Annotated in this window: 23 protein-coding genes and 1 riboswitch; of the genes, 16 read left to right on the forward strand and 7 right to left on the reverse strand. The window is 48.9% G+C overall.

The genetic code is table 11. The annotated features are described in order from the left end of the window. Positions 1-49 precede the first annotated feature (49 nt). From ACFO4L_RS08475 to ACFO4L_RS08500, 6 genes are all read left to right on the forward strand, one after another. Positions 50-3,268: an ATP-binding protein gene (locus ACFO4L_RS08475; RefSeq protein WP_377909251.1), complete on the forward strand. Its 3,219-nt coding sequence runs from the start codon at positions 50-52 to the stop codon at positions 3,266-3,268. Then, complete coding sequence (locus ACFO4L_RS08480; protein ID WP_377909252.1) at positions 3,255-3,938, forward strand: response regulator transcription factor; 684 nt, start codon at positions 3,255-3,257, stop codon at positions 3,936-3,938. Before ACFO4L_RS08475 ends, ACFO4L_RS08480 begins: the two co-directional genes overlap by 14 nt. A gap of 205 nt (positions 3,939-4,143) precedes the next feature. Next, positions 4,144-4,231, forward strand: a riboswitch (cyclic di-GMP riboswitch). 35 nt (positions 4,232-4,266) lie between these two features. Then, a complete protein-coding gene (locus tag ACFO4L_RS08485) occupies positions 4,267-4,413 on the forward strand; it encodes an anti-repressor SinI family protein (RefSeq protein ID WP_377909253.1) in 147 nt (48 codons plus the stop codon). Positions 4,414-4,720: 307 nt separating this feature from the next. Then, on the forward strand, positions 4,721-5,533 hold the full coding sequence (locus ACFO4L_RS08490; RefSeq protein WP_377909254.1) for a pyruvate, water dikinase regulatory protein: 813 nt from the start codon (positions 4,721-4,723) through the stop codon (positions 5,531-5,533). Further along, positions 5,530-8,199, forward strand: coding sequence for a pyruvate, phosphate dikinase (ppdK, locus tag ACFO4L_RS08495; RefSeq protein WP_377909255.1), 2,670 nt, complete (start codon positions 5,530-5,532; stop codon positions 8,197-8,199). Before ACFO4L_RS08490 ends, ppdK begins: the two co-directional genes overlap by 4 nt. A gap of 868 nt (positions 8,200-9,067) precedes the next feature. Continuing rightward, a complete protein-coding gene (locus ACFO4L_RS08500; protein ID WP_377909256.1) occupies positions 9,068-9,934 on the forward strand; it encodes a DegV family protein in 867 nt (288 codons plus the stop codon). Positions 9,935-9,955: 21 nt separating this feature from the next. On the opposite strand, the gene ACFO4L_RS08505 is transcribed toward ACFO4L_RS08500, so the two are convergent. Continuing rightward, positions 9,956-10,177, reverse strand: a complete 222-nt coding sequence (locus ACFO4L_RS08505; RefSeq protein WP_377909257.1) for a hypothetical protein — start codon at positions 10,175-10,177, stop codon at positions 9,956-9,958. A 102-nt stretch (positions 10,178-10,279) separates the two neighbouring features. Here ACFO4L_RS08505 and ACFO4L_RS08510 point away from each other — a divergent pair, with 102 nt between their 5' ends. Both ACFO4L_RS08510 and ACFO4L_RS08515 read left to right on the forward strand, forming a co-directional pair. Then, the gene (locus ACFO4L_RS08510; RefSeq protein WP_377909258.1) at positions 10,280-10,936 is read left to right on the forward strand and encodes an MOSC domain-containing protein; all 657 of its coding nucleotides are present in this window, start codon (positions 10,280-10,282) and stop codon (positions 10,934-10,936) included. Beyond that, entirely contained in the window at positions 10,933-11,622 is a 690-nt protein-coding gene (locus ACFO4L_RS08515; protein ID WP_377909259.1) for an RluA family pseudouridine synthase, read from the forward strand. The genes ACFO4L_RS08510 and ACFO4L_RS08515 overlap by 4 nt, the downstream gene beginning before the upstream one ends. A gap of 801 nt (positions 11,623-12,423) precedes the next feature. Here the strand turns inward: ACFO4L_RS08515 and ACFO4L_RS08520 are convergent. After that, positions 12,424-13,248, reverse strand: coding sequence for a squalene/phytoene synthase family protein (locus ACFO4L_RS08520; protein WP_377909260.1), 825 nt, complete (start codon positions 13,246-13,248; stop codon positions 12,424-12,426). Between the two features lie 95 nt (positions 13,249-13,343). Next, positions 13,344-13,676, reverse strand: coding sequence for a thioredoxin family protein (locus ACFO4L_RS08525; protein WP_377909261.1), 333 nt, complete (start codon positions 13,674-13,676; stop codon positions 13,344-13,346). A gap of 145 nt (positions 13,677-13,821) precedes the next feature. Here ACFO4L_RS08525 and ACFO4L_RS08530 point away from each other — a divergent pair, with 145 nt between their 5' ends. Together ACFO4L_RS08530 and ACFO4L_RS08535 are read left to right on the forward strand one after the other, a co-directional pair. Then, on the forward strand, positions 13,822-14,061 hold the full coding sequence (locus ACFO4L_RS08530; protein ID WP_377909262.1) for an indolepyruvate ferredoxin oxidoreductase subunit alpha: 240 nt from the start codon (positions 13,822-13,824) through the stop codon (positions 14,059-14,061). A gap of 15 nt (positions 14,062-14,076) precedes the next feature. Further along, positions 14,077-14,385 (forward strand): HesB/YadR/YfhF family protein, encoded by a 309-nt coding sequence (locus tag ACFO4L_RS08535; protein ID WP_377909263.1) that lies wholly within the window; start codon positions 14,077-14,079, stop codon positions 14,383-14,385. Positions 14,386-14,497: 112 nt separating this feature from the next. On the opposite strand, the gene ACFO4L_RS08540 is transcribed toward ACFO4L_RS08535, so the two are convergent. Beyond that, positions 14,498-15,379 (reverse strand): SDR family oxidoreductase, encoded by an 882-nt coding sequence (locus tag ACFO4L_RS08540; RefSeq protein ID WP_377909264.1) that lies wholly within the window; start codon positions 15,377-15,379, stop codon positions 14,498-14,500. A gap of 170 nt (positions 15,380-15,549) precedes the next feature. Here ACFO4L_RS08540 and ACFO4L_RS08545 point away from each other — a divergent pair, with 170 nt between their 5' ends. The 3 genes from ACFO4L_RS08545 (at position 15,550) to ACFO4L_RS08555 (ending at position 16,809) form a co-directional block, all read left to right on the forward strand. Further along, on the forward strand, positions 15,550-15,750 hold the full coding sequence (locus ACFO4L_RS08545) for a DUF2188 domain-containing protein (protein ID WP_168007251.1): 201 nt from the start codon (positions 15,550-15,552) through the stop codon (positions 15,748-15,750). 83 nt (positions 15,751-15,833) lie between these two features. Next, the gene (locus ACFO4L_RS08550; RefSeq protein ID WP_377909265.1) at positions 15,834-16,100 is read left to right on the forward strand and encodes a TIGR03643 family protein; all 267 of its coding nucleotides are present in this window, start codon (positions 15,834-15,836) and stop codon (positions 16,098-16,100) included. A gap of 34 nt (positions 16,101-16,134) precedes the next feature. Beyond that, positions 16,135-16,809 (forward strand): adenine nucleotide alpha hydrolase family protein, encoded by a 675-nt coding sequence (locus tag ACFO4L_RS08555; protein WP_377909266.1) that lies wholly within the window; start codon positions 16,135-16,137, stop codon positions 16,807-16,809. Between the two features lie 157 nt (positions 16,810-16,966). Here ACFO4L_RS08555 and nei read toward each other — a convergent pair whose 3' ends face one another. Genes nei through ACFO4L_RS08570 form a run of 3 tightly spaced genes read right to left on the reverse strand, consistent with a single transcriptional unit; the run spans position 16,967 to position 21,582 of the window. After that, positions 16,967-17,794: an endonuclease VIII gene (gene nei / locus ACFO4L_RS08560; RefSeq protein WP_377909267.1), complete on the reverse strand. Its 828-nt coding sequence runs from the start codon at positions 17,792-17,794 to the stop codon at positions 16,967-16,969. A 47-nt stretch (positions 17,795-17,841) separates the two neighbouring features. Next, the gene (locus ACFO4L_RS08565; RefSeq protein ID WP_377909268.1) at positions 17,842-18,585 is read right to left on the reverse strand and encodes a TSUP family transporter; all 744 of its coding nucleotides are present in this window, start codon (positions 18,583-18,585) and stop codon (positions 17,842-17,844) included. Positions 18,586-18,603: 18 nt separating this feature from the next. Beyond that, a complete protein-coding gene (locus ACFO4L_RS08570; protein WP_377909269.1) occupies positions 18,604-21,582 on the reverse strand; it encodes a hypothetical protein in 2,979 nt (992 codons plus the stop codon). A gap of 240 nt (positions 21,583-21,822) precedes the next feature. Between ACFO4L_RS08570 and ACFO4L_RS08575 the strand changes: the two genes are divergently transcribed. The 3 genes from ACFO4L_RS08575 (at position 21,823) to ACFO4L_RS08585 (ending at position 25,233) form a co-directional block, all read left to right on the forward strand. Then, positions 21,823-22,644 (forward strand): alpha/beta fold hydrolase, encoded by an 822-nt coding sequence (locus tag ACFO4L_RS08575; protein WP_377909270.1) that lies wholly within the window; start codon positions 21,823-21,825, stop codon positions 22,642-22,644. Then, positions 22,641-23,609 (forward strand): sensor domain-containing diguanylate cyclase, encoded by a 969-nt coding sequence (locus ACFO4L_RS08580; RefSeq protein WP_377909271.1) that lies wholly within the window; start codon positions 22,641-22,643, stop codon positions 23,607-23,609. Before ACFO4L_RS08575 ends, ACFO4L_RS08580 begins: the two co-directional genes overlap by 4 nt. 496 nt (positions 23,610-24,105) lie before the next feature. After that, a complete protein-coding gene (locus ACFO4L_RS08585) occupies positions 24,106-25,233 on the forward strand; it encodes an acyl-CoA dehydrogenase family protein (protein WP_377909272.1) in 1,128 nt (375 codons plus the stop codon). The last annotated feature ends 37 nt before the right edge of the window (positions 25,234-25,270 follow it).

Below are 25,270 nucleotides of genomic sequence, written 5' to 3' on the forward strand. Positions count from 1 at the left end.
CGTTGTCGCGTGAAAGGACTTTTTTGCCGACAAAGGATGGTGGAGCAATATGAAGCTGGTTATCTTTCTTATAGGTCTGATACTGTTCCCAGTGACAGCCTTCTCTGCTCCTATTGAGCCGGGTCTGGACGGCGAGCGTATTATTGTTCACGAACAAATGGAAGTGTTTATTGATGAGACAGGTGAACGGAATTTTGACGAGATCCGCGATAGGCCGTTTGAGTCGTTTACAGGGAATGCACCGAGCTTTGGCTATACAACGGATGTTTATTGGGTCCGGTTTCAGGTAGATGCCTCAGCAGCTGAGGACGAATGGTTTCTTAAGCTGCTCAGTCCGACGATGGATCACGTCACACTTTATACAGAGCTTGCGGATGGAACCGTGACCTCTGTCGAAACAGGGGATCTTGTCCCATACAGAGAACGTCCGCGCAACAACCGCAACTTTGTTTTTCCGGTGGACTATGCGGAAACAGAGGGTCTCATGACTCATTACATGCGCTTTGAAACAGAGGGAGCGATGCAATTTCCGCTGGAGCTGAACAACCAGCGGGTTTACAGTGAACAAACACAGTGGGATTATTTAATACTCGGTCTGCTTGCAGGACTTGCGGCGGTTATGGCGCTCTACAATTTCTTTATTTACTTATCACTCCGGCACCCCAGCTACTTATTCTACGTCCTTTTCATTATCGTGAATTTATTCACATTCCTATCGTTTACAGGTCTTGCATATCAGTTCATTTGGCCGGAAGCAGTTTGGTTTAACAATCGGGCGATCTTGTTTTTTATGCTGTTGTCCAACATGATGGCGATTATCTTTGCTGTGAACTTTCTTGAACTTAGGAAGGAAGTGCCGAGATCTCTCATTTATATGTATATGGCCTTCTCCATTAACCTCATTCTGCTCGGAGTCTGGGCCTATTCATATCCACTGGCACTTAATTTAATCGTAATCGCAAGCGTCGCGACGGTCCTTACTGTTCTGACGGCGGCACTCATCCGCTACCGGCAGGGATTCGGCCCCTCCATTTATTTTCTGTTTGCGTGGCAGTTCTTTGTCATCGGTGTTTTAATATCTATTTTTACCGATCTCGGTTTTGTTCCATACTCTTTTTTCACGAAATATGCGTGGCAGATTTTCACGTCTGTCGAGCTCGTGCTCTTCTCTTTCGCTTTGGCAAACAAAATTACCGCTATTCAAAAAGAAAAAGAGGAGGCGAGGCAGGAAGCACTTGAAGCCTTGCAGCGAACCGACAGGCTAAAAAATGAGTTCTTACAAATGACAACGCACGAGCTGCGAACGCCGCTGAATGGCATGATCAGCATCGCAGAATCACTTCGGGAAGGCATCGCCGGTGAACAGAATGAAGCTGCTAAAAAGCATTTGGACGTTATTATCCGCAGCGGAAGCAGGCTGTCTTATCTGATCGGGGATATCGTGGACGTCTCGCGTATGGAAAATCAGGACTTTGACATGCGCGTCGAGGAGGTTGATCTGAAGCCTGCTGTAGAACTTGCTTGCGAGATGGTAAAGCCGCTTGCAGCAGAAAAATCTCTTACCATCATTAACGAAGTGGGGCAGCTGCCAAATGTTGCTGCCGATGAGCACCGCCTGCAGCAAATTTTATATAATTTGCTCATCAACGCCGTGAATTATACGAAGGAAGGAACCGTTCGCATTCGCGGCTCCCAGAGCGAGGAAACGGTGACCATTTATATCCGGGATACCGGGATCGGCATTTCTGAGGAAGAACGCCGGCGGCTGTTTGAACCGTTTGAACGCGGCCGGGATGCTGAGGGATATTACCGGGAAGGAATGGGGATCGGTCTGCATTTGACGAAACGTTTGATTGAGCTGCAGGGCGGAAGGATTGAAGTTGAATCAGACCCCGGTAAAGGGTCGATGTTTTCATTTACGCTTCCAGCCGCTAAGCAGGCAGCAGGACAGTTTATGCCGGCCGCTGACTCTATAGCTGAACTGGAGCGGAACCATGCTGGAGCGAAGCGCATTCTTGCTGCCGATGATGACCACGTGAATCTGCAGGTGATCGTTAATTACCTTCAGCTTGAAGGATACGATGTCACCGCGGCTCCCGATGGACTGACGGTGATGGAAAAACTTGAAAAGCAGTCGTTTGATTTGGTAATTATGGATGTGATGATGCCGGGTCTTTCCGGCTTCAGCGTCTGTAAAGAGCTGCGGACACGCTTTTCCTATACAGAGCTGCCGGTACTATTGCTCACCGCTCAAAATCTAATTGAAGACCGGCTGGCAGCGTATCGTGCAGGTGCCAATGATTATCTCGTCAAGCCGATCGACAGACGGGAATTGATGATTCGGGTAGATACACACTTAAAGCTTTCGGGGGCTGTACAGGAATTGGAATCGAGAAGGCAGGAGCTTGAAAATATCAATTTGATGCTGGAAGGAATGGTGGATGAACGTACCGCTGAGCTCGGTCGTAAAAATGCGGAGCTCGAAGTGAAAAACGACCAGCTTACTCACATGGAAGCAGCGAGAGTGGAAATGCTGTCCAACATTTCACACGAGCTTGGCACACCGGTTACGTTTTTGAAAAATTACATTCATACGGTCCGGGAAGGGTTTGTTGATCCCTCTGATGAAAACTACCTTCAAATTGTCGATAAGAAGATTCAACTGCTTGACCGGCTGATCGTTGATTTGTTTGAGCTGGTAAAATTGGAAACCGGTCAGATGAACATGGGAATAGAAACAGTTGAGCTGACGGACTGGCTAAACGATGTTCACCAGACATTCGCAATGGAGCTGACTGAATCAGATATTCATTTCCCTGCTATTACCTACGATCATATTGAAAAGGGACAGTGGTATGTATCGATTGATAAAGGCCGGATGATGCAGGTTTTCAACAATTTGATCGGAAATGCGCGCAAGTTCACGCGAAACAGCATTCACATATCAGTGGAAACACGCCAGGATACAGGGTACCGTGAATTTGACGGCGGAGCAGTGATCCGCATCACCGACAATGGAAGCGGCATGAAAAAGGATCAGCTGGAGCATATATTCAAGCGGTTTTACAAAGCGACAGGCGACCGGGGAAAACCATCTACTGGTACAGGGCTCGGGCTCGCCATTGCGAAGGAAATTATCGCACGGCACCACGGTGAGATTTGGGTGGAAAGTGAAATCGGCGAAGGTACGACGTTCAGCTTCTGTATTCCGGTATTGGCCGCACATGCTCGATTTGAAGAGGAGGCAAGCAGTCATGGATCAACATAAAATCATGCTCGTAGAAGACGATGAGGATATCCGGGCTATCACGACATTATATTTGGAGAAAAAAGGCTACAGTGTTTATGCTGTCGGAAACGGCATGGAGGCGGTTGACAAAGTAAAGCAGGTCGACCCGGAGCTGATCTTACTGGATATCCTGCTTCCTGGTATGGAAGGATTTGACGTTTGCCGAAACATGCGTGAACTTACTGAAAGTCCAATAATCTTTATCAGCTGTAAGCGTTCATCTGAAGATAAAATTGAAGGCCTGAACGCAGGCGGCGATGATTATTTAACGAAGCCGTATGATCTTGCTGAGCTCGAAGCCAGAATCAAAGCGAATCTCCGCCGCAGTGGACCCCGCGATGACCGAAATGAGCTTCGTGCCGGCTCCATCGCGGTCGATTTAGAGAGCTATACGGTGACTGTAAACGGAAAAGCGGTTTCGCTTTACGCAAAAGAATATCAGCTTCTCGTGTACTTAATGAAACACCCTGGACAAGTATTCAGTGCAGAGCAGATTTATGATCATATCTGGGGGATCGACATGTATGGAGATTTAAAGACCGTATCAGTACACATACGAAACCTTCGCAAGAAAATTGAGGAGGATCCTAAATATCCAGATTATATCTTAACGGTACGAGGCTTTGGATACAAATTCGCAGCCAGATAAATAGGTATAAAGGATTGATTAAAAAGCGCTGTATACTGGAAATAAAGACATGACAAAAAAAGTCACATTTATTTTTAAAAAATTATGATTATTTAACCTTATTTTAACTTTTGTTTTGTAGAGTGAACACATACAGAACGTTGCAGCTTGTTTTAGAGGACGGTGGGCAGACACGGAGGAAAATGGAGTTTCCGCAACATTCTGCAGAGAAAAACGGCAAACCTGTTGAAAAGCAGGGGCGCAAAGCTTCGGGTCTAAGGGCGTGGGGTGCCTACGACGGCCGGGCCGCCTATGTGGAGCAAATACTTAACATAGGGTGGGATAGGGCATGAATGAACTGAAACGGGCAGAGAGCTGGGTACAATTGGTTATGGAAGCGCGGAGCATGGGCCTTTCTCCTGAAGAAGTGAGAGCGTTCTTTCAAATGAAACAGGAAGACAGCCATTCGCTAAAGGCAGATCAGCAATGCATGTAATCGTCACCGGAAGACCGGAATCAGCAATTATTGCTGATTCCGTTTTTTTTTGCAGCTGAATAACGGGTGAAAATGCTTATGTGACAGCTGTTTCAAGAAAGCTGCGGCCAGGGGCACCCTGTTTAGACGCGAATGCTGATGTGCTTACCGTCTTATGTGGGACTTTCGTGAATTTATCCGTGCATAGCACTTATTCGTTTCTACGTTTACCCTTTTTTCTGCAGATGGAAATTTCCTCTTGATAGGGGAAAATAATGTGCTATACTTATTTTTATTAGTATGTCACATTAGGGGGAGGGAGGAAGCAATGAGACTAGTATTTGTTGTATCCGATTCAATAGGAGAAACAGCAGACCGAATGGTACAAGCAGCGCTTACCCAATTTACTGAAGATAAAACGGAGGTAAGAAGATATTCGCACGTGCAGACACCGGAGAAGCTGGAGCGTATCGTAGAAGAAGCGGAGACAGCTGGAGCTGTAGTAGCCTATACCCTGGTATTAGGGGAGCTTCAGCAAAAAATGAGAACGCTGACAGAAAAAACTTCCGTCCCTTCCGTCGATCTGCTCGATCCACTGCTGTCGATGCTGAGTGAGACGTTTAATGAACAGCCAAAAAAAGAACCTGGGCGGATCAGGCAGCTGGATGAAGCGTATTTCAGAAGGATCGAAGCAGTGGAATTCGCGGTTAAATACGATGATGCACAGGATACCTCGGGATTGAAAAAGGCGGATCTGGTGCTGATCGGCGTCTCCCGGACTTCCAAAACACCGCTTTCCATGTACCTGGCGCACAAACAGTTCAAAGTAGCGAACGTGCCGCTCGTACCAGAGGTCGCAGTTCCGGAAGAGCTTTACGAGCTTCCGCGTGAGCGCTGCATCGGACTGGTGATCTCCCCGTCAAAGCTGAATGACATCCGGCGGATTCGGCTGCGTACGATGGGCTTGACGGAAAAAGCCGACTACGCAAGCCTCGACCGAATCCTAAAAGAGCTGGAATTTGCAGAAAAAATAATGAAGCGGGTCGGATGCCCGGTTATTGATGTATCGAATAAAGCGGTAGAAGAAACAGCCAGTTACATTTTAGAAGTACTCAAATTGGAAAGGAGACACATTTCATGACATTTGTATACGCGTTTGAAGAAGGAAACCGTCATATGAAAAAACTGATTGGCGGCAAAGGGGCCAACCTTGCGGAGATGACGAACATCGGCCTGCCGGTACCAGAAGGATTTACAATTTCGACAGAGGCATGCCTTGATTACTACACGAACAGCCAAACGCTTTCTGATCAGGTGAAGCAGGAAACCTTTGCAGCGCTTAAAGACTTGGAAAAAAAGACAGGGAAAACGCTTGGCGGCGCGGCTGATCCGCTCTTCGTTTCGATTCGGTCAGGAGCGGTTGCGTCCATGCCTGGAATGATGGATACCGTACTGAACCTCGGTATGAATGACGAGACAGTAGAAGCGATGGCCTCTCTGACGGATAATCCACGATTTGCCTATGATTCCTACCGGCGCTTTATCCAAATGTTCAGTGATGTTGTTCTCGGAGTAGAGACATACTTTTTCGAGCGGGAGCTTGAAAAATATCGTGAAAGCAAAGGCTACGATTCAGACCCGGAAATGACTGCCGCAGACTGGCAGGAGCTGATTCAGACGTATAAGCAGCTCGTCGACACCCATACAGGGCGCCCGTTTCCTGTTGACCCGCATGAGCAGCTGCTGCTGTCCATCAAAGCAGTGTTTGATTCCTGGAATAATGACAGAGCCACTATCTACCGGAAGCTTCATCAAATCCCTCATAACCTGGGAACAGCGGTTAACATCCAAAGTATGGTGTTCGGCAATATGGGTGATGATTCCGGAACAGGTGTGGCGTTTACGCGAAATCCCTCCACCGGAGAGGCACTGCTGTACGGAGAATACCTCGTCAATGCACAAGGAGAAGACGTAGTGGCAGGGATTCGGACGCCGCAGCCGATATCTACAATGAAAGACGTGATGCCGGAGGTGTTCGAAGAGTTCCAGGCCGTCTGCAGCCGGTTGGAATCTCATTATGAAGACATGCAGGACATTGAGTTTACCGTAGAACGAGGGAAGCTGTACGTGCTGCAGACACGAAATGGTAAACGGACATCACAGGCTTCAGTAAAAATTGCGGTGGACATGGTAGAAGAAGGAGTGCTGACAAAAGAGCAGGCTGTTGACCGTGTTGATCCGGATCAGCTGCATCAGCTGCTTCACCGCCGCATTGACGATGGCTATGAGCGGCAGGCGCTCGTGAAAGGACTGCCAGCTTCGCCGGGTGCAGCTACCGGCCGGATTGTTTTTGATGCCGACGAGGCAGACCGCCGCTATAAGGATGGAGAGCATGTCATCTTAATCCGTCCAGAGACGACTCCCGATGATATTCACGGTATTATTGCCGCAGAGGCTGTAGTCACGAGCAGAGGGGGAATGACTTCTCACGCCGCCGTTGTCGCAAGAGGAATGGGCAAGGCATGTATTTGCGGATGTGAAGGCATGAAAATCAACCTTCAGGACAAGACAATCCGCGTTCAGGATAAAACGCTCTCCCATCTTGATCTGATTACGATCGACGGTGCGACTGGTGAAGTGTTTGAGGGAGATGTACCGATGGTTGAACCGGAACTTTCAGGTGAGTTTCAGCAGCTGTTGAACTGGGCCGATGATGTCCGCCGTCTCGGGGTGCGGGCAAATGCGGATAATCCTGTAGACGCCGCGAAGGCGGTCGAGTTTGGGGCGGAAGGTATCGGGCTGTGCCGGACAGAACACATGTTTATGGAACAGGAGCGTGTGCCGGTTGTTCGCAGCATGATTCTTGCTGAAACGGTTTCTGAGAGAGAGGAAGCGCTGAGGCGGCTTCTGCCGATGCAGCAGGAGGATTTTGAAGGGATTTTTAAAGCGATGGCCGGACGTCCGGTAACCATCCGTCTGCTCGATCCGCCGCTGCACGAATTTCTGCCGGATCTCGAAGAACTGCTCGTTGAAACGACTAAGCTGCAGGTCACAGGCGAAAATTCGGAGCTTCTGCAGCAAAAGCAGCGACTGTTGCGCAAGCTGAGGGAGCTCAATGAATTTAATCCGATGCTCGGGCACCGCGGCTGTCGTCTCGGCATGACGAATCCGGAAATTTACGATATGCAGGCAGAAGCGATTTTTAGGGCTGCTGCTGCACTGGAACAGGACGGGATGAAGGTGGAGCCGGAAGTGATGATTCCGCTAGTCGGACACGTGAATGAACTGCGCGACATGCGCCAGGTCGTAGAAGACGCAGCGGCACGGGTCACAGACGATACCGGGGTTCATTTTACGTATACGGTCGGGACGATGATTGAAGTGCCCCGGGCTGCTCTTACAGCAGATCAGATTGCAGCTGAAGCTGACTTCTTCTCCTTCGGTACAAACGATTTGACCCAGACAACATTTGGGTACAGCCGTGATGATGCAGAAGGAAAGTTTCTTCAACGCTATGTAGATAACGGCACTTTGGAAACAAATCCCTTCGTCGTGCTGGACAGAGACGGTGTCGGGAAACTCGTACGAGAAGGGGTCACGCTTGGTCGCGGCGCAAAGCCGGACTTGAAAGCTGGAATATGCGGAGAGCATGGCGGGGATCCTTCTTCCATTGCCTTCTGTGAAGAGCAGGGACTCGACTACGTCAGCTGTTCCCCTTTCCGTGTACCTGTTGCAAGACTGGCAGCAGCACAGGCAGCGATACGTGCCGGTTCGAAGCAAGCGAGCAGCGAGGCTGTCTCAAACTAAGGGCTGGGCCCTGATTGATGAGTAATGGCATGATATAAAGCAGCAAGCAGTGATAAAATATGATTGACCCAGGACTCTCCTTTATAAAGGAGAGTCTTAGGCTGTTGATAAAGTCAATTTGTTTACATATTTATTCGATTGATTGACTTTCCCCTCTGTTTACCGAGCCTGCCGTGGGCTTGCCTTCAGCTATTTCTCAGGATGATCCCGTACGAAGGGAAGGATGGCGCGGCTTCACTCGGACACAGGCTTCTCATGAGAAGCCTTCAAGACATAGTCCGGCTCCGCTCGCGCTTTTCATGCCGTTTGCAGATCTGAACGGCACGGCATCTTCAGGCTGCGCTAATTCCAAAGGCGTCCACGCCGGACACAAAGGGGAAATGGATTTGTTTATAGAGAAAAACGTTCCAATCGCTGGACGCTGCGGGTTTTTTTGGTGGATACGTTGACGTTCATCCCGATTCGACACCGAAGCGCTGCCTAACGAAAGGTTCCCTCTAGATGGAACAAGCTCGTGTGAATCATCACCAGGGTTTCAACCGGACAGCCAGCTGCTAAATCGGGGGAAACTCGACTCCCGAGAGGATCAGAACGAGGCGAAGATCCGGCGGACGAAAGGAAGAAGCGGTTAGCGGAGGCCGTTCCCTCCGGAAAGCGAGGGTCCGCAGATGCAAGGCCATTCACCTGAAATGACGTTATCAACACTCTGGGACTCTCCTTTAAAAAGGGGAGTCTTTTGCATTTGCTGCAATGAACTTCTTTATAGTAAAAAATATTCCAATATTTGTTATCAACCTTTATAACCTAGTAATAATTTCTGGCAGCGTGTATAATGGTGAAAACGGTTTAAGGAAGCGAGAGGATAGCGATGACGCAGAAGAGAATTGCCTGGGTGACTGACAGTACAGCATATATCACAGAGGAAATGGCCGCACATCCGGATGTCTACGTCCTGCCTCTGTCAATCACGTTTCAGGAAAATACGTACGATGATGGGGTTCAATTAACGACCGATCAGCTTTACGAAAAAATTCGGACAAATAAAGAAGTGCCTAAAACGTCACAGCCTTCCCCAGGAAGGTTTGCAGAGCTGTATGAGTCACTGAAAGGAAAATATGACGCGGCAGTCGCCATTCATATTTCCAGTGAGTTGAGCGGAACGTACTCCAGCTCGGTACAGGGACGCGATTTGGCTGATTTTCCGGTGGAAGTGGTTGATTCACTTTCGATGTCATACGCGATCACGACGCTCATGGAGAAGGGAATGCACCTTGCGGAAGAGGGCGTGGAGCCATCGTTCATCGGAGAGAAACTGCAGGCACTTGCTTCGCATTCAGAAAGCTATATTCTGCTTGGAAGCTTAGAGCAGTTTTACAAAGGAGGCCGCATGTCCGGTGCTTCCTATCTGCTGGGAAATATCCTGAAAATCAAGCCGATCCTGCGTATTACGAATGAAGGAAAGTTTGATTTATTTCAGAAGGTTCGTTCTGAAAAGAAGGCTGTCCGCCGGATGATGGAGCTGCTTGAACAAGCACGGGACCGTGCAAAAATCCGCCAGGTGCAAATTATGCACGGAAATGTACTTCCAAAGGCAGAAGAGCTTCGCAAAAACATTATTAATGCTTTTCCTGATTTGAAAGTAACCGTCGGGGAGATCAGTTCGTCTATTGCCGTACACGCTGGTGAAGGAACGCTCGCCCTGATTTGGAACAACGAAATCGATCGAAACGCATAAGCAGGAAAGAGCCGGACTAGCCTAGTCCGGCTCTTTATCGTTATATGTAATCTCTTTTGAATGGATAAGAAGGGAGGCCTGTTCTCTCGGTGAATGTGCAGGCAGCTGCTTTTCGGAGCGCAGCTTGCCGATGAGGCCGGATTTGCGAATGCGTGCATAGGCTTCCTGCTCTGACAGACCAGTTTCTGCCATCATAAACTGAGCTGTCTGTTTCAAGTACCCGTCTCGCTCATATGCTTCCATTATTGACCTCCCGGCATCAAGTTCCAGCAGATATGATTCCTTTTTCTCTGCAGCCTAAGAATATAGTAAAATAGATCCCAGGTAAAGGAAGGAGAGCTGGCGATGAATGTAGCAGAGCTAAGTATTGGACGACCGGAAACGTACCATTGGGCAAAGCGGCCGGTCACGACTGCAATTGTGAAGAAACCGGTAGCAGGACCGATTTACCTGCATATCCAGCAATTTGAGGGAGACGGACAGGCAGATCTTCGGCACCACGGTGGAGAAGATAAAGCCGTCTGTGTATATCCCGCCGTACATTACAGCTGGTGGGAACAGAAGCTTCAACGGAAGCTGCCGCCTGCAGCATTCGGAGAAAATATAACGGTAAGTGAGCTGACCGAGAGTACCGCGCATATCGGTGATGTTTACCAGATCGGAGGAGCGATTGTGCAGCTTTCCCAGCCGCGTCAGCCGTGCTTCAAGCTTGCTTTGCGATACGGTGATACTTCCTTTCCGGTAAAGGTCCGGGAGACAGGGTGGAGCGGCTGGTACTTTCGTGTCCTCAAAGAAGGAATGGTAAAAAAGGGTGACGAGTGGAATCTGCTTGAAAGGCAAAAAAGCACAATGACCGTGATGGAAGCCAATCGGATTATGTACCAGCAGGAGGGCGGGCTTGAGGCGGTGGAAGTTCTAGCGTCCCTTCCAACTCTCGCTGACGTTTGGAAGCAGCAGCTACGCTCCATAATCAGGAAAGCAGAGGGTGATCAGTCAACGTGAACATATTGTATGAAGATAACCACTTAATTGCCGTGGAAAAACCGGTTAACATCCCCGTTCAAGGAGACGAATCTAAGGATACGAGCCTGTTTGATATGGTAAAGGAGGATATAAAAGTCCGCTATCAGAAGCCGGGCGCCGTCTATTTGGGGCTGCTGCACCGGCTTGACCGGCCCGTAGGAGGAGCCATCCTGTTTGCGAAAACGTCAAAAGCTGCGTCTCGCGTATCCGACCTTATCAGACGGCAGCAGATGGATAAAACGTATCTGGCTGTCGTTCGCGGCATCCCGCCTGAACGTGCCGGCACACTGGAGCATTATTTGTGGAAAGACCGGCAGAAAAATGAGGTGTACGTCAGAAAGCCGGGGACAGAAGGCGCAAAGCATGCGCTGCTTACCTACGAAACACTCGCACAGCATAACGGATTGGCGCTCGTGCGGATTCAGCTTCTCACCGGAAGATCACATCAGATCCGTGTTCAATTTGCTGAAACTGGCTGTCCGCTTTACGGTGATCAGAAGTACGGGTCTTCCGTCAACAAGCCGGGCGAACAAATTGCACTCTGGTCTGCACGTATTGGCCTTACGCACCCGGTCAAACGGGAGCCGCTTGAAGTGCTGTCCTCTCCACCTAAAGAATATCCGTGGAATCAGTTTGGGCAAGCTGCGTTTTCCTTTTTAGATTAAACACAAACAAGCAGGGGCACCTTTCAAGGTGCCCCTGTCCAGAGTGTTGATAAGGTCAATTTGTTTACATGTTTATTCGATTGATTGACTTTCCCCTCTGTTTACCGAGCCTGCCGTGGGCTTGCCCTTCAGCTATTTCTCAGGATGATCCCGTACGAAGGGAAGGATGGCGCGGCTTCACTCGGACACAGGCTTCTCATAAAAAGCCTTCAAGACATAGTCCGGCTCCGCTCGCGCTTTTCATGCCGTTCAAGTTCGAACGGCGATGAGGCTTCACTCGGACTCAGGCTTCTCACAAGAAGCCTTCAAGACATGTTCCGGCTCCGCTCGCGCTTTTCATGCCGTTCGCAGATCTGAACGGCACGGCATCTTCAGGCTGCGCAGCTTCCACCGGGACGCCAGACACAAAGGGGAAATGGTTTTGTTTAATGGAGAAAAACGTTCCAATCGCTGGACGCTGCGGCTTTTTTTGGTGGATACGTTGACGTTCATCCCGATTCGACATCGAAGCGCTGCCTAACGAAAGGTTCTCTCTAGATGGAACAAGCTCGTGTGGATCATCACCAAGGTTTCAATCGGACAGCCAGCTGCTAAATCGGAGGATACTCGACTCCGAGAGGATCAGAACGAGGCGAAGATCCAGCGCTTCCGACGGAAGAAGGAAGCGGTTAGCTGAGGCCGTTCCCTCCGGAAAGCGAGTGTCCGTAGATGCAGGCAGGTGCAAGGTCATTCACCTGAAATGACTTTATCAAAAGCTTGGGCAGGGGCACCTTGAAAGGTGCCCCTGCCCATATATGACCATTATACGTCGCGCTGAATTCGAGCAACGGTTTCTTCGACTTCAGCACGTGACATTTTTTCACGGCCGTCTTTCAGTGCTTTAAGCGTTTTTTCCGCCAGTGCAAGCGGAATGCGGCAGAAGAGCAGAATCGTTTTAGTGGAAACACCGTTCATGTATTCCCTCCCAAGACGGAGATTGCCTTCCGCGTAATCGAACATATCGTCGATCGTCCACCCATCAGGGATAAAAGAGACGCCGCGCTCCGCATCTTCCTCTACATTACGCAGGATGTTAACGGCCTGCAGCCCGCGTCCATAACCGATAGCGAGATCACGATCCGTTACCGTTCCATCGTGCCACTCCCAAATATCCGACAGCATCACGCCGACAAGGCCAGCGACGTAGTACGTATAATCGTCCAAATCCTCTTTTGTTTGAATGTTCCAGTTGTGTTCAGCCCAGTAAGCCATTCCTCCAGCCATCTCAGCTGTAAACTGCTTCACTTTATGCACGTAGTCAGGCGGACATGTATCCAGCCAGTCTCCGAGACGAAGCGCTACTTCAGGAAGTTCAGCAGCAAAAGGAGCAGTCAGCTCTTCGTATGCCGCAGTTTGAAACTGCTCTTGTTCAAGAAGTGCTTCTGTTTGTTTCAGCAGCGATGCTTTTACTGGATTGGCAAGAATCTCACTGTCTTCGATCTCGTCGATTGCCCGCATGCAAAGATAGGCAGAAGCCACTGTCTTTTTCAATTCTGGATGAAGAAGCGTAATGGGAATGTAAAATGTTCGGCTTGTATCCTTAAGCATCTTCATCGCTTCTTTTTGCTGCTGCTTTTCCGTCTGCACACTAATTCCTCCTCTATATTCAATCCGCCTCAAGTGCGGTGCTGTCCGAAATTGCTCATCCAGTAGTTCAGTATAACGTATTCCACGCGTTATTTCTAATAATGTCCGTCTGCAGCTTCGCGCCACTGCCGTAAAACATTGCGAACTTCCTCTTCCCGTACAAAGCGGGCGGCCCGCCATTTTTCTCTGCCCTTCACGAAGAGAATGACGGCGGGAGCAGTGAATACTTCAAACCTTCCCGCAGCTTCCGGAATGTCATCGACAGAAACTGCAAGCGGGCTCAGTCCGGCTTCATCCTCAACCCAGCGCTCAAGCTGCGGTTTGAGCGAGTGACAGACAGAGCAATTCTCCCGGGAAAGGTAAACAAATGTTAGCGGCTCTGCAGTAATAATCTCTTCCACCTCGTGCAAACTTTCCATCATTCTCATGAAGCACCCTCTCCGATCCAGATTCTTCTGTGCTATATTTTCTCATATCTTCCCGGGTGCCGCTACTGTAAATCCGATCCCATGTTTTGAGAGTATAAAAAAGAGGAACGGTATCATAATAGATTTTGGAAGGAGGGAAGGCTTTATGGCATTCGTCATCACGAGTCCCTGCGAAGGGGAAAAAGCTGGAGAGTGCGTCGATGTTTGTCCGGTGGATTGTATAGAAGAAGGGAAAGAACAATACTACATTGATCCGGATATTTGTATTGACTGTGGTGCATGTGTCGTTGTCTGCCCGGTAGATGCAATTGTTGATGAGCACGAGCTCGAACCAAAAGATGAGGTATACTTGAAGAAAGCAGAAGAATTCTTTCAAGGAAGGTAATGGAGGTGCCGCCGCATGAATCTGGAGATAACAGATGAAGCATTAAAATGGTTTAAAAATGAAGTGGAAGCAGATGAAGGGGACACGATTAAATTCTTCGCAAAGTACGGAGGAGAGAGTCCAATTCAAAGCGGCTTTTCCATAGGTTTTGCTCTTCATGAGACACCGGAATCTGCAGGTGTTAAAAAAGAAAAAGACGGGATTACGTTCTTTGTCGAAGAGAAGGATCTCTGGTATTTTGACGGCTACGACCTGACGGTTGAATTTGATGAAGAGAAGCAGGAGATTCATTACAATTACCATGAAGGCAGCGAGAGTGACTAGATTTCCGTTATGCGTATCACATGTAAAGCGCCGGGACGAATAAAACTCCCGACGCTTTTTTTGATGCATGTCGTTAAAAAAGCAGACGGACCAAAGACCGTCTGCCGATTCATCAGCCGTTTACGACGGAGCCTCCGTTTACATGCAACACTTGGCCTGATACATAAGAGGAGTCATCTGAAGCTAAATAGATGTAGCTTGGAGCCAGCTCTGCCGGATGTCCTGGGCGCCCCATCGGACTGCTTGTACCAAATTCTGCTACTTTATCTTCCGGGAAAGATGCCGGAATGAGCGGAGTCCAGATTGGACCTGGAGCAACACCGTTGACTCGAATCCCTTTCGAAACAAGGTTTTCGGAGAGGGAGCGGGTAAGTGCAACAAGTGCTCCTTTCGTGGCTGCATAGTCCATCAGTACAGGCATTCCCTTATAGGCGACAATGGAGACTGAATTGATGATGGAACTCCCAGGCTCAAGATAGTCCAAAGCTGCTTTTGTCATATGAAAGGTGCCGTATACATTTGTTTTAAACGTACGTTCCATCTGTTCAGTCGAAATATCCCGTAAGTCTTCAGCAAAGTGCTGCTCTGCTGCGTTATTAATCAGGATATCAAGTTTTCCAAACTGATCAATCGTTTGCTTGACAATCTCCTGGCAGTGCGCCTCATTCCCGATGTCGCCATCGATTAATAAACAGCTTGCTCCTTTATCTTCTACTAATGTTTTAGTTGTTTCCGCATCCTCATGTTCATCTTTATAGGAGATCACGACAGTCGCGCCTTCCTTCGCAGCAGCGATAGACACCGCACGGCCAATGCCGCTGTCTCCTCCAGTAATCAGCATCACTTTTCCTTTCAGCTTTTCACTGCCCTTGTAATCAGGATCATCGAAGATTGGCATCGGCTCCATTTCACTGTCTTCGAGACCCGGCTGCCGGTTCTGCCTTTGCTGCGGCTGTCCATCTGTCTGTAGCTTCTTCACTTCTTCATATCTCATAGTAGGGAATGACCTCCATTTTTTTAACGTTATGCGTATCATTGCCAGTATTTCCATCTTTTAAACGCGTATTCCATTGTTCGGTCTTTCTTTATCTCCTAAAAAAGTCGTTTAACGCAGAAACAATCCGGAAATAGCAGAAGTAACAACGATTTGAAGGAGTGGATTGGATGCGCGAATATTCAGTACGACCTAACAAAGATGCAACTGCCTGGATGGTGAAAATTGAGGATGTTGCACCGGAAACATCATTCGATCAAAAGGACGAAGCAATTGCGCATGCTGAAGAAATGGCGAAAGACAAAGCGCCAAGCCGGCTGCTTATTTATAACAACAAAATGGAAGTTGAAGAAGAGCGTGACTTCAGCTGAAGCTGAATGGGCAGCCGGATATCACTTCCGGCTGCCGTTTTTCGTCAAAAAGCTCCTAAACCATAAATGGAAGGAAGAAGCTCATGCACAAGCATCAGGATTTAACTCCAGAAGAGGTCGACCGCGTGATTGAAATGGCGTGGGAAGACCGGACACCATTTGAAGCGATTGAGCTGCAGGTTGGTCTGAAGGAAAAAGAAGTGGTTAAATTGATGCGCAGGGAAATGAAGCGCTCCTCGTTTACCATGTGGCGCAAACGAGTTTCCGGGAGAAAAACAAAACATAGCAGGAAACGGTCGCCGCGTGTGGAAAGGTTTAAAGCACCGGATCAAAAACGAATCAGTTATTAACGTAAAGGGCCCGGTTAAAAGGGAGGATGAGGCAGTGAAAAAAGAAAATGTACTGGTGTGTATTGCCAACTACCGCAATGCTGCAGCTTTAATTGAGCGAGGCATGACTGAGAAGAAGGCATTTAAAAGCGACTGTATTGTACTCCATGTGTATTCGCCTGAAGAGGGAGAGGCCATGGATAAAATCGAGGAACGGGATCACATTCAGCGGTGGGCAGATGAATACAATGCAACAATGATTTTCCGGCCGCTTCACAAAGGAGAAACCATTGCCGGCATTATTGGAGATACGGCTACACAATATGACGTAAACCATATTATTATTGGGCAAGCAGTGCAGAGCCGCTGGGATTTGATTGTACATGGTTCGCTCGTCAATGACTTGTTCCACGAACTTGATGAAGTAGATGTGACCATTTACAAAGTGAGTAAATCAAATGTTGCCAAAGAACCGGAATACGATAAGGGAATCAGCGGCTGGGTATACCGGGAGAACGGATCGTTTATATTCTCGCTGGGAGAACCATCCTGCAAATGCTACCAGGGAACATTTTATCAGTTGATCCATACCGATTTTACGACAGGCATATTCAAAGTGCAGCTTAACGGCGAGCCGCACATTCTGCACATCATTTTAGGCGACATTCACCCTCAGCATGAAGAAGCATTGAAGGAAGCATTTAATCAAATGGAAGGCAATGTTTCCTAACAGGGCTCATTCACGCAAACAAACAGCCTGTCTTCAGCTATTTCCCAAATCCATCCGCATAGATGAAATCAGCCGAGACCGGAAAAACAAGAACCGCTCGGACGACCTGCTGCTCTAATGCTGAGCGGCAGGTCGTTTTCGGTCGAGCTGGATGCTGTCACGAAAGCTCCGGCTGACACGATTCGCAGAAATAAAGTCTTCTGGAAGCAGCTTGTATTTTTGTAACAGGCGTTCCGCACAGGTGGCAGCTTTGCTCTGCTCGTGAGAACACCCAGTGGCGATACTCGTTTCGACGGCGCCCTGCTTTTTTCATTTTTTCAGCAAGGGACAAATCATTTGTAATACCGGCATGCCGGTAGGACTGCCACATCATCTGAATAACAGCTTCTGCCGCTTTTGTCAGTTGCTCCTCCGAGCAATCAGCGGGACGGAGAGAAGGATGGATGCCCGCAGCGAACAGAACTTCACTTCGCAGGTAATTGCCGATTCCTGCTACAAAAGCCTGATCGAGCAGAGAAGAGGCCCAGCGTCTGTTGCGGAAGGTTTTACTCCAAAATCGCTCTTTCAGCATCTCAGCCGTTACGTGTTCACTGAACACATCAGGTCCTGCCTTGCGGATAAATGGATGCTCGGCAACTTCCTCATCGGGAAGCACTTCAATATCAGAGGCACTGTACAGCAGAGCCGATTTTTTCTCATTGTGAACCGCAAACCGCAGCTGACGGTTTGTTTGCGGATAATTGTATACATTTCGGATGATCCACTTCCCGTAAAGCTGGTTGTGCGAATAAACGGTATATCCATTATTAAACCGGGTGAGCATGGCTTTTCCTTTCGTATCTACACCGGTAATGACGGACCCTCGCAGGATGTCTTCATACCCTTTTAAATGATCATGCGCGAAAAAAATATCAGATGCTTCCCGATTTTTAACCGCTTTTTCAACACGGTCAGCGGCTTTGCGAATTTCTGGACCTTCAGGCATGACGATCACTCCTTTCACATTCTTCTATTTCCCGGGAAATAGAAGAGCTACGCCCCTAACAGCAACCTTAAGCCGCCAACAAGCGCTAAAATCAAAATCAGCACAGAAAAAAGCTTCTGCGGAATAAGTCGAATCAGGCGTATCCCAGCCCACGTGCCGAGCAAGATAAAAGGCAGCATAACCGCATTAAGGGTTAAAGAAGAGGCTGTGATAAGTCCGAGTGACGTATAGAGGGGGACTTTGATCAAGTTGACAGTCAGAAAAAACCAGGCGCCTGTTCCAATAAATGCTTGTTTCTGGAGACCAGCTGCGAGAAGGAAAATAGCCATGACCGGACCTGCAGCGTTTCCGATCATCGTTGTAAAGCCAGCAAGCGTGCCAATGACGATGAGGAATAGGTTTGAATAATCAGCTTCAGCAGTTGGCGCCTGGCGCATATTGCGCACTTGAAGCGCGACCATAGCAGTGATGATCAGTCCTAGTGCAATTTCGATGGACCGTCCGCTTTCCATCGTAAATAAGAAGAAAAAGCCGATAGCCAGGCCGCCGCTAACCCAGGGAAGCAGGCGGAGAAGCGTAGACCAGTCAACACTTCTCCGATAATAAAAAACGGCGACGAGATCTGCGGCGATCAGCATGGGGAGTACGATGCCAATTGATTCCCGCGCCGGAAAAATCGTCGCCATCACAGCGACGACGAAAATACCAAGCGTTGGCAATGCGGTTTTGGATATACCGATTAGCAGTGCGCACAGCGCCGTGATAACCAGTATCCCTGTTGACAGATCCATAGCTGTCCTCCACGTAAATCAGTCTTTAAATACATCCTGCAGATAATAATAAGAATCTTTTAATCGTTCTTCTGATTGCGGCAAGTCCCATGTATCCCAGCTGTAGCCGGATTCAGGCTCGTAGAAGCTGCCGTCGTGTTCAAGCAGCATCCCGATCTCATTGATCGCAATACGGTCGTCAAACCCGTCTGCCCAAACATCGCCAAGAAACTCCCGGCTGCCGGGATCGGTTGCATTCAGCATCAGCCACGGGATTCGGACCTCGGTATACGTTCCGTTCGTTTCATAATCATGAAGGGAGCTCCAATCATCTTCTAAGGGATCAGCAGATCCTCTTAACAGCTTGCCTGTTTCATCGTATTCAAAGGGCAGTGTCTCACCGGTATCCGGCCGGACCATCTCTTTATTCAGGGCGAGGCGGATGGGGTGGAACACGTCCGTCAATGATTCGGACCAGCTTCCATCTTCGTCAAGGGCTTCATCGGCATAGTCCACGTAGAAAGGATCATAATCCCCAGCTACTTCAAGCTTTCCTTCTTCAGCGCCGAGCGTGAGGCGGAAATCAGCTGGAAAGCCGCTGACGTCGACTCCTTTATCTTCTCTTATGCTGAGGTATACCGTAAAGTCATCTGCCTCAGCTCCGTCAATTTGGAGATATAGATAGGTTTCGTCATGCTCTGCAGCAAGCTGAACCTGATCCGAAGACAATCCAAGCACCGTGCGACTCTGCCAGTCATTGTCCCCGTTAATCATGATGATGTGACGGTCAAAGCTGAGAAGGCCAAAGTGCTGCTCATTTGTTTGGATGTCAGACCAATAGGGTCTGCGGTCAGGATCGTCGTAATCCATCGTATTCCATGTGCGTTTAAACCATTCGTCTTGCCAGGAAAAGACGAGGCCTCCCATCAGGTCAAACGATTGAATGGTTTTGTATAAATGGGCAGTAATCTCTCCCTGTTCCTGCTCGGAAATATGCCCTTGATCCCATCCAAATGGATTTGCATGAGTCCGGCCTCTTGAAGCGGGAATACCGAACTCTGCGATTAAAACGGGAAGGCGGTGTGCCGATTTCAAGTCATCCAGATAACCAGCGTAATTGTTCGGCTGACCGGTATGATCCTCATATTTTAAATATCGTTCTTCGAGATTCAGAAAGTCTGGATAGTACGGATAGACGTGATAGGAAGCAAACTGGCCTGCCATTTCGGCAGGTCCGCTTAAATAAATCGTGTCCGGATCGACAGAAGCCAGGTCCTCCTGCTCCAGCGGCTCAGCTTCGTGGTTCAGTTTATCTGTCGTCACCCAGTTCGTAAAGCTGACAGGTCGTACGGATTCATACGTGTCGTATTCATAGGTTATTAAGGTTTCAAACCGTTCGGCCAGCCATATTTCAAACGGGGAAGCGTCTTCGGTGTACACAAACGTCCCCTGCATGTCCGGAAGATCCGGATACAGCTCATCCATGTTCTCCACCATAAACGGATACCATTCAATACCGAGCACCCAAGCACTTACATAAGGTGATACGTCCGTTTCATATACCCCGGACGCATGTCCCGGCACATGTTCGATAACGGCATTTCCGTGAATGACATCAATCACGTCTTTCATCTCTGCTTCAAAAACAGAAATAATCTCCTCGTCAAATGCATCAAGTGTTTCTTCAAGAGGCTCTTCATCAATCCACACGCCATGCATCACGTAAAGCGGCTCATCAGCTGTATGATTATAAGCTGCCAGCTCCTCATAAAAAACAGGCGGATGGATAGTATATATGCGGATCGTATTTGCATTCATTTCTCCAATTTGCTCAAACCAGCGCCGGTATTCCGAGCGGGTGATCGCTGCTTCTCCAGGAAAATAACCAGGCTTCCCCATACCCATATTTACTCCTTTTACGGGCATTTCCATCCATTCGCCGCCGCGGAATACTTCCATATGATGCTCGTTCATTCTACTGGAGTAAACGGCTCCTCCATGCTCCATTCCATCCGGTAAAGCAGCAGCTGTATCGTCGGGCTCATCCGGGGTTTTTGCAGCAATGATTGCTTCTGTAAACAATCTTTTTCCGGTCAGCCAGAAAAAACGATCCTCCGGCTCACCAGGCACGGCTGCCCGGATGACATCCACGAAGGCAGGGTGTGTATACCGGTAGGTAAAAGGGGCAGCGTCAAGATCGGAAAAGTCACCGCTCAAAAAAGTGATCGTAGACCCGCTGCGGCGAAACTGCTGCACAGCAGCTGATGTAACAGGGATCGATGCCTCCTTCAGAAGTGCTTCCTCTGCCTCAGTTAAATTTAGTTCGAATGAGGCGGCCAGATGATCGCTGCTGTCAGCTTCAATGAGCTGGAACCATCCGCTGTAACGAGGTGACTGCTCGATGCCATAGCGCTCGCGGCCCATATCCGTAAAGGAAAGCACCGGTCCTTCTCCTTCTGAAGGGACGGCAACAATGCCACCTGTTCCTTCGTGAACGAATACATATCCCGCACCCGTATAATTCCACGGGTCAATCTGCTCGTACTGCGCAATTAATTCTGCAGAAACGTCGGCATCGTTCTTATTCAACGAAGACATCCAGCGTCCGCTCCAACCGGACCAGGACGACTCTGTAAAGGATAAGATATCGCTTCGCACGTCCTGTTCTGTAGAACCTGTTAACAGAGCGGATTCCATAAGTAAGTCTGTGTCTCCACCCTCTACGGCTGCTTTAACCGGCATCCAGATGTCCTCCGAAAAGGAATCGCTGTTTCCGTTATCGAGAGCCGCGATCAAGCCGTTACTCTGAAGCACTCCATTTTCAGCGGATGCGGTATCAAGCTTTTTATGAGGAAATAACCAGGCCGGCACCCCGCCTGCGTCTCCGACTTCATTTAATCCATCTCTGGAAATTACCGCAGCCTGCAAATCAGTCTCTTCTGTTAAATGCCACCATATAAATGGAGCTGTCAGCACAGTCAGAGTCAGCAGGCATAGTGTAATTGTGAATGCTTTCACTGCTTCCGCCACCTTTATCCTAAGATGAATATACTATATCATGATCATTCTTATTCAACGTAGAGAAATAGTTGGCATCCTTGCTAGGAAAGTGGATGATAAAACGTATTTTCGATGAAAGTTGGTATTTAATGGATAAAAAAGCTGGGTATAGTCCCCTTTTGTTCACAGAAGAAGGAATCATCAGATAAATGGATATGCTATACTGATCCTATATAAGATAAAAAAGGGGGCATACAGATGGCGCTTTCTACATATAAACAGAATAATGTGCACGAATACGGTGATGGAATGGAAACATTGGTTCTGGCTCATGGATTTGGCACGGATCAGCAGGTATGGCAGCAAATGATTCCGGCATTATCGCAGGCTTATCGAGTGATTACATTTGATTATACGGGTGCAGGCAGTTCAGATCTGTCGGCGTATGATCCTGTCCGCTACAGCAGCGAATCGGGCTATGCGGAAGATATTATTGCGATTTTAGACGAAAGACAGCTGACCAACGTACATTTCATAGGTCATTCTGTAAGCGGAATGATTGGAGCAGAAGCGGCGATTGAACGTCCGGATTTATTTCAGACGCTCACGATGATCGGGCCTTCTGCTCATTATTTAAACGACGGAGCGTACTACGGGGGATTTGAGAAGGATGAAATCGATGAGCTGCTGACGCTGATGGAACGAAATTATAAGGAATGGGCGAAAATGCTGGCCCCTGTCGCGATGGGGCCGGCCAACCCGGACCGTCTGACAGCAGAATTCGAAGAACGGCTGAATCGGAATAACGCGACGATTACGAGGCAGTTTGCGGAAGTGACTTTTCAAATTGACATGCGCGGCCGCGTTGGAGAGCTGCATAAACCGGTTCTGATTTTACAGGGCCAGGAGGATACAATTTCACCGCTTAAAGCAGTGGAATTTATCCATGAGCAGCTCGCGGACAGCGAACTGATTCTGCTTGAAGCAACGGGCCACAATCCCCATTTGAGTGCCCCCGATGAAGTGTCGAACCATATTCTTCGGTTTGTAAAAGCTCATGAGGCAGGCAGCGACCGATGAATCGCCTCTATGACGAACTGCCATGCGGGTTGTTAGAGCTTGATATGAACGGCAATATTTTAGAGATGAATAACACGATGGGACGGCTGCTGGGACATGAAACGGGCATAACGAACACCCATATGCATGACATGCTGACGAGGCCGTCCCGAATTTATTTCCAAACGTACTTTGCTCCGCTTATGATGGTTCATGGGGAAATCGCGGAGATGCATCTGGTTTTCAGGCATCGTGACGGAACCGCCTTTCCCGTACTTGTTAACGCGATGAGGCAGGAAGACCGCATTTTATGTGCCCTGGTGAAAATGACTCAGCGTGAAGCGTATGAGCAGGAGCTGATGCATGCAAAGCGTCAGTCGGAACAGGTGCTGGAAGATAAAGATACAGCATTCCGTGAATTACAGACGCTCATGCGTGAATACGAAGATAAGCGTCGTGAGCTGATTGAGCTAAATCAAAAGCTGTCAAGGCTGTCCATAACAGATGAATTGACTGGTCTTCCCAACCGGCGCTTTTTGGAAGAACGGCTCAAATCACTGCTTCATGCTGCCTATGTCAATCACGTACCGTTTTCTGTGATGCTGCTCGATATCGATCATTTTAAAATGGTAAACGATCGTTACGGACATCACGTCGGAGATGATGTTTTACGTGAACTTGGCCGCGAGCTTCAGGCCATCATCCGCGAAGGGGACACGGTAGGGCGTTTAGGCGGCGAAGAGTTCCTTGTTCTGTTCAGTTCTGTTGATTCGGTACAGGCAGAGGTAGCAGGCAATGATATCCGCCTGCATATGAGCAAAAGAGAGTGGGAATCCTGTCCAATCACGATCAGCGGCGGCATTGCGCAGTGGCGTGCGGGTGACTCCGCTGAATCACTTTTACAGCGAGCGGACCGCGCTTTGTACGCAGCCAAGAATGGCGGCCGAAATCAAATAGCCATCTATAAAGAAGAGATGGATGTATAACCCTCCGCCTTTACAGAAGGTGGGGCTTCTGTTTTTAAAAAGCTGTAACCAAGCGGGTAACAGCAGCTTGAATCGCTGGGCAGCAAAACGAGCCATGCAGGCGCGTTCAGCGAAACGGATGCATCCATACTTGCTGCTCCGCTTCAAATCCACGCGTTTTCCATCATAATAGAAGGCAGGCAGTCCTTTCAGTTGAGGGCTGCATTTTTTCGTTCATCCCGAGCATCGTAAAAGTGGCAAACGCAACGTAAAATAACGCTCTGTTTAGGCAGAAGGAAAAGACACAAGCAGCTCGCCAGCCTGGATTATAAAAGAAGGAAAAGGTGGGGGATGCGTGAAGATATTCTCAGACGTGAAGAAGGGACAATATGCATGAACGGCGCTTTTTCTAAGCACTGAAGCGACAGCTCTGCATGCTGGTTCTCCTGCTGCGGGCGTGAAACTGGCGAAATGGAGAAAACACAGTGTAGCATAGGGATAAGCGGAGGTGACGGATGTGACAGAAACTATGAGAGCCTGGCTGCTGGAGAAGGAAGGAACGATCGCAGCAGCAGGAGATGCGCATGATCGGGCGGGGACATTCCCGGCAGAGACAGCAGCGATTCTGACGGAGGCCGGCTATACATCGTTGACAGTACCGAAACATCTTGGCGGATTCGGCATGACTCTTCCTGATTTTTTAAGACTTCAGCAGCTGCTGGCGAGAGCTGACGGGGCATCTGCCCTATGCATGGGGTGGCATAATGGGCTGCTTTATCATATGAGAGAACATAGTCTGTGGCTTGAGGAACAACAGGCATTTTTGATGAAAGAAGCAGTTGCCGGAAAGCTCTATAATGCTGTTGCGTCGGAGAGGGCTTCTGGCAGCCCGGCAAGAGGAGGAAAGCCCGAAACAATAGCTGAACGGACGGAAGACGGCTGGATCTTGAACGGGCATAAAGCATTTGCTTCAATGGCTCCAGTCCTGGATTATGCAGCAATTACAGCAAACATAGAAGGAGAGGGGGCCGCACAATTTCTTGTGCCGATGCAGACGGCTGGTATAACAGTAGAAAAAACGTGGGATTCTATCGCTATGCGCGGGACAGCGAGTCACGATCTCCGGCTTGAGAACGTCTCGCTTCGTCCGGATGCAAAAATACAGCTGCAGCCACAGCAGGTTCAGCCAGTCAACGGCTGGCTGCTGCATATTCCAGCATGCTATTTAGGAATTGCAGAACGAGCGTTTCGTACGGCAGTTTCGTTCAGTCAATCCTATTCTCCAAACTCGCTGGACGGGACGATCAGTGAAACCGCACATGTGCGGGCTAAGCTGGGAGAGATGGAGCTGCTTCTCCGGCAGAGCGAAGCGGTATTATACCGGACAGCTGAACAGTATGAAGCTGCAGCAAAAGAAGATAAACCGGACCTGCAGCCGGATCTCGCTGCCGCAAAATATACGGTAACGAATAACGGGATGAGAATGGTCGATCTGGCGATGCGAATTGGAGGGGCTGGCAGCTTGTCTGCTCAAAGCACGCTCCAGCGCTGCTATCGGGATATTCGTGCAGGACTTCATAATCCGCCGATGGACGATATTGTGTTGGACCAGCTTGCGGACGAAGCCTTAAAACGCCACTCGTAAGTGAAAAAAAGCGTCTGACTGAAGGAGCAGAAACCGT

Source organism: Bacillus daqingensis (assembly GCF_042654445.1).
Lineage (GTDB): Bacteria > Bacillota > Bacilli > Bacillales > Salisediminibacteriaceae > Alkalicoccus > Alkalicoccus luteus.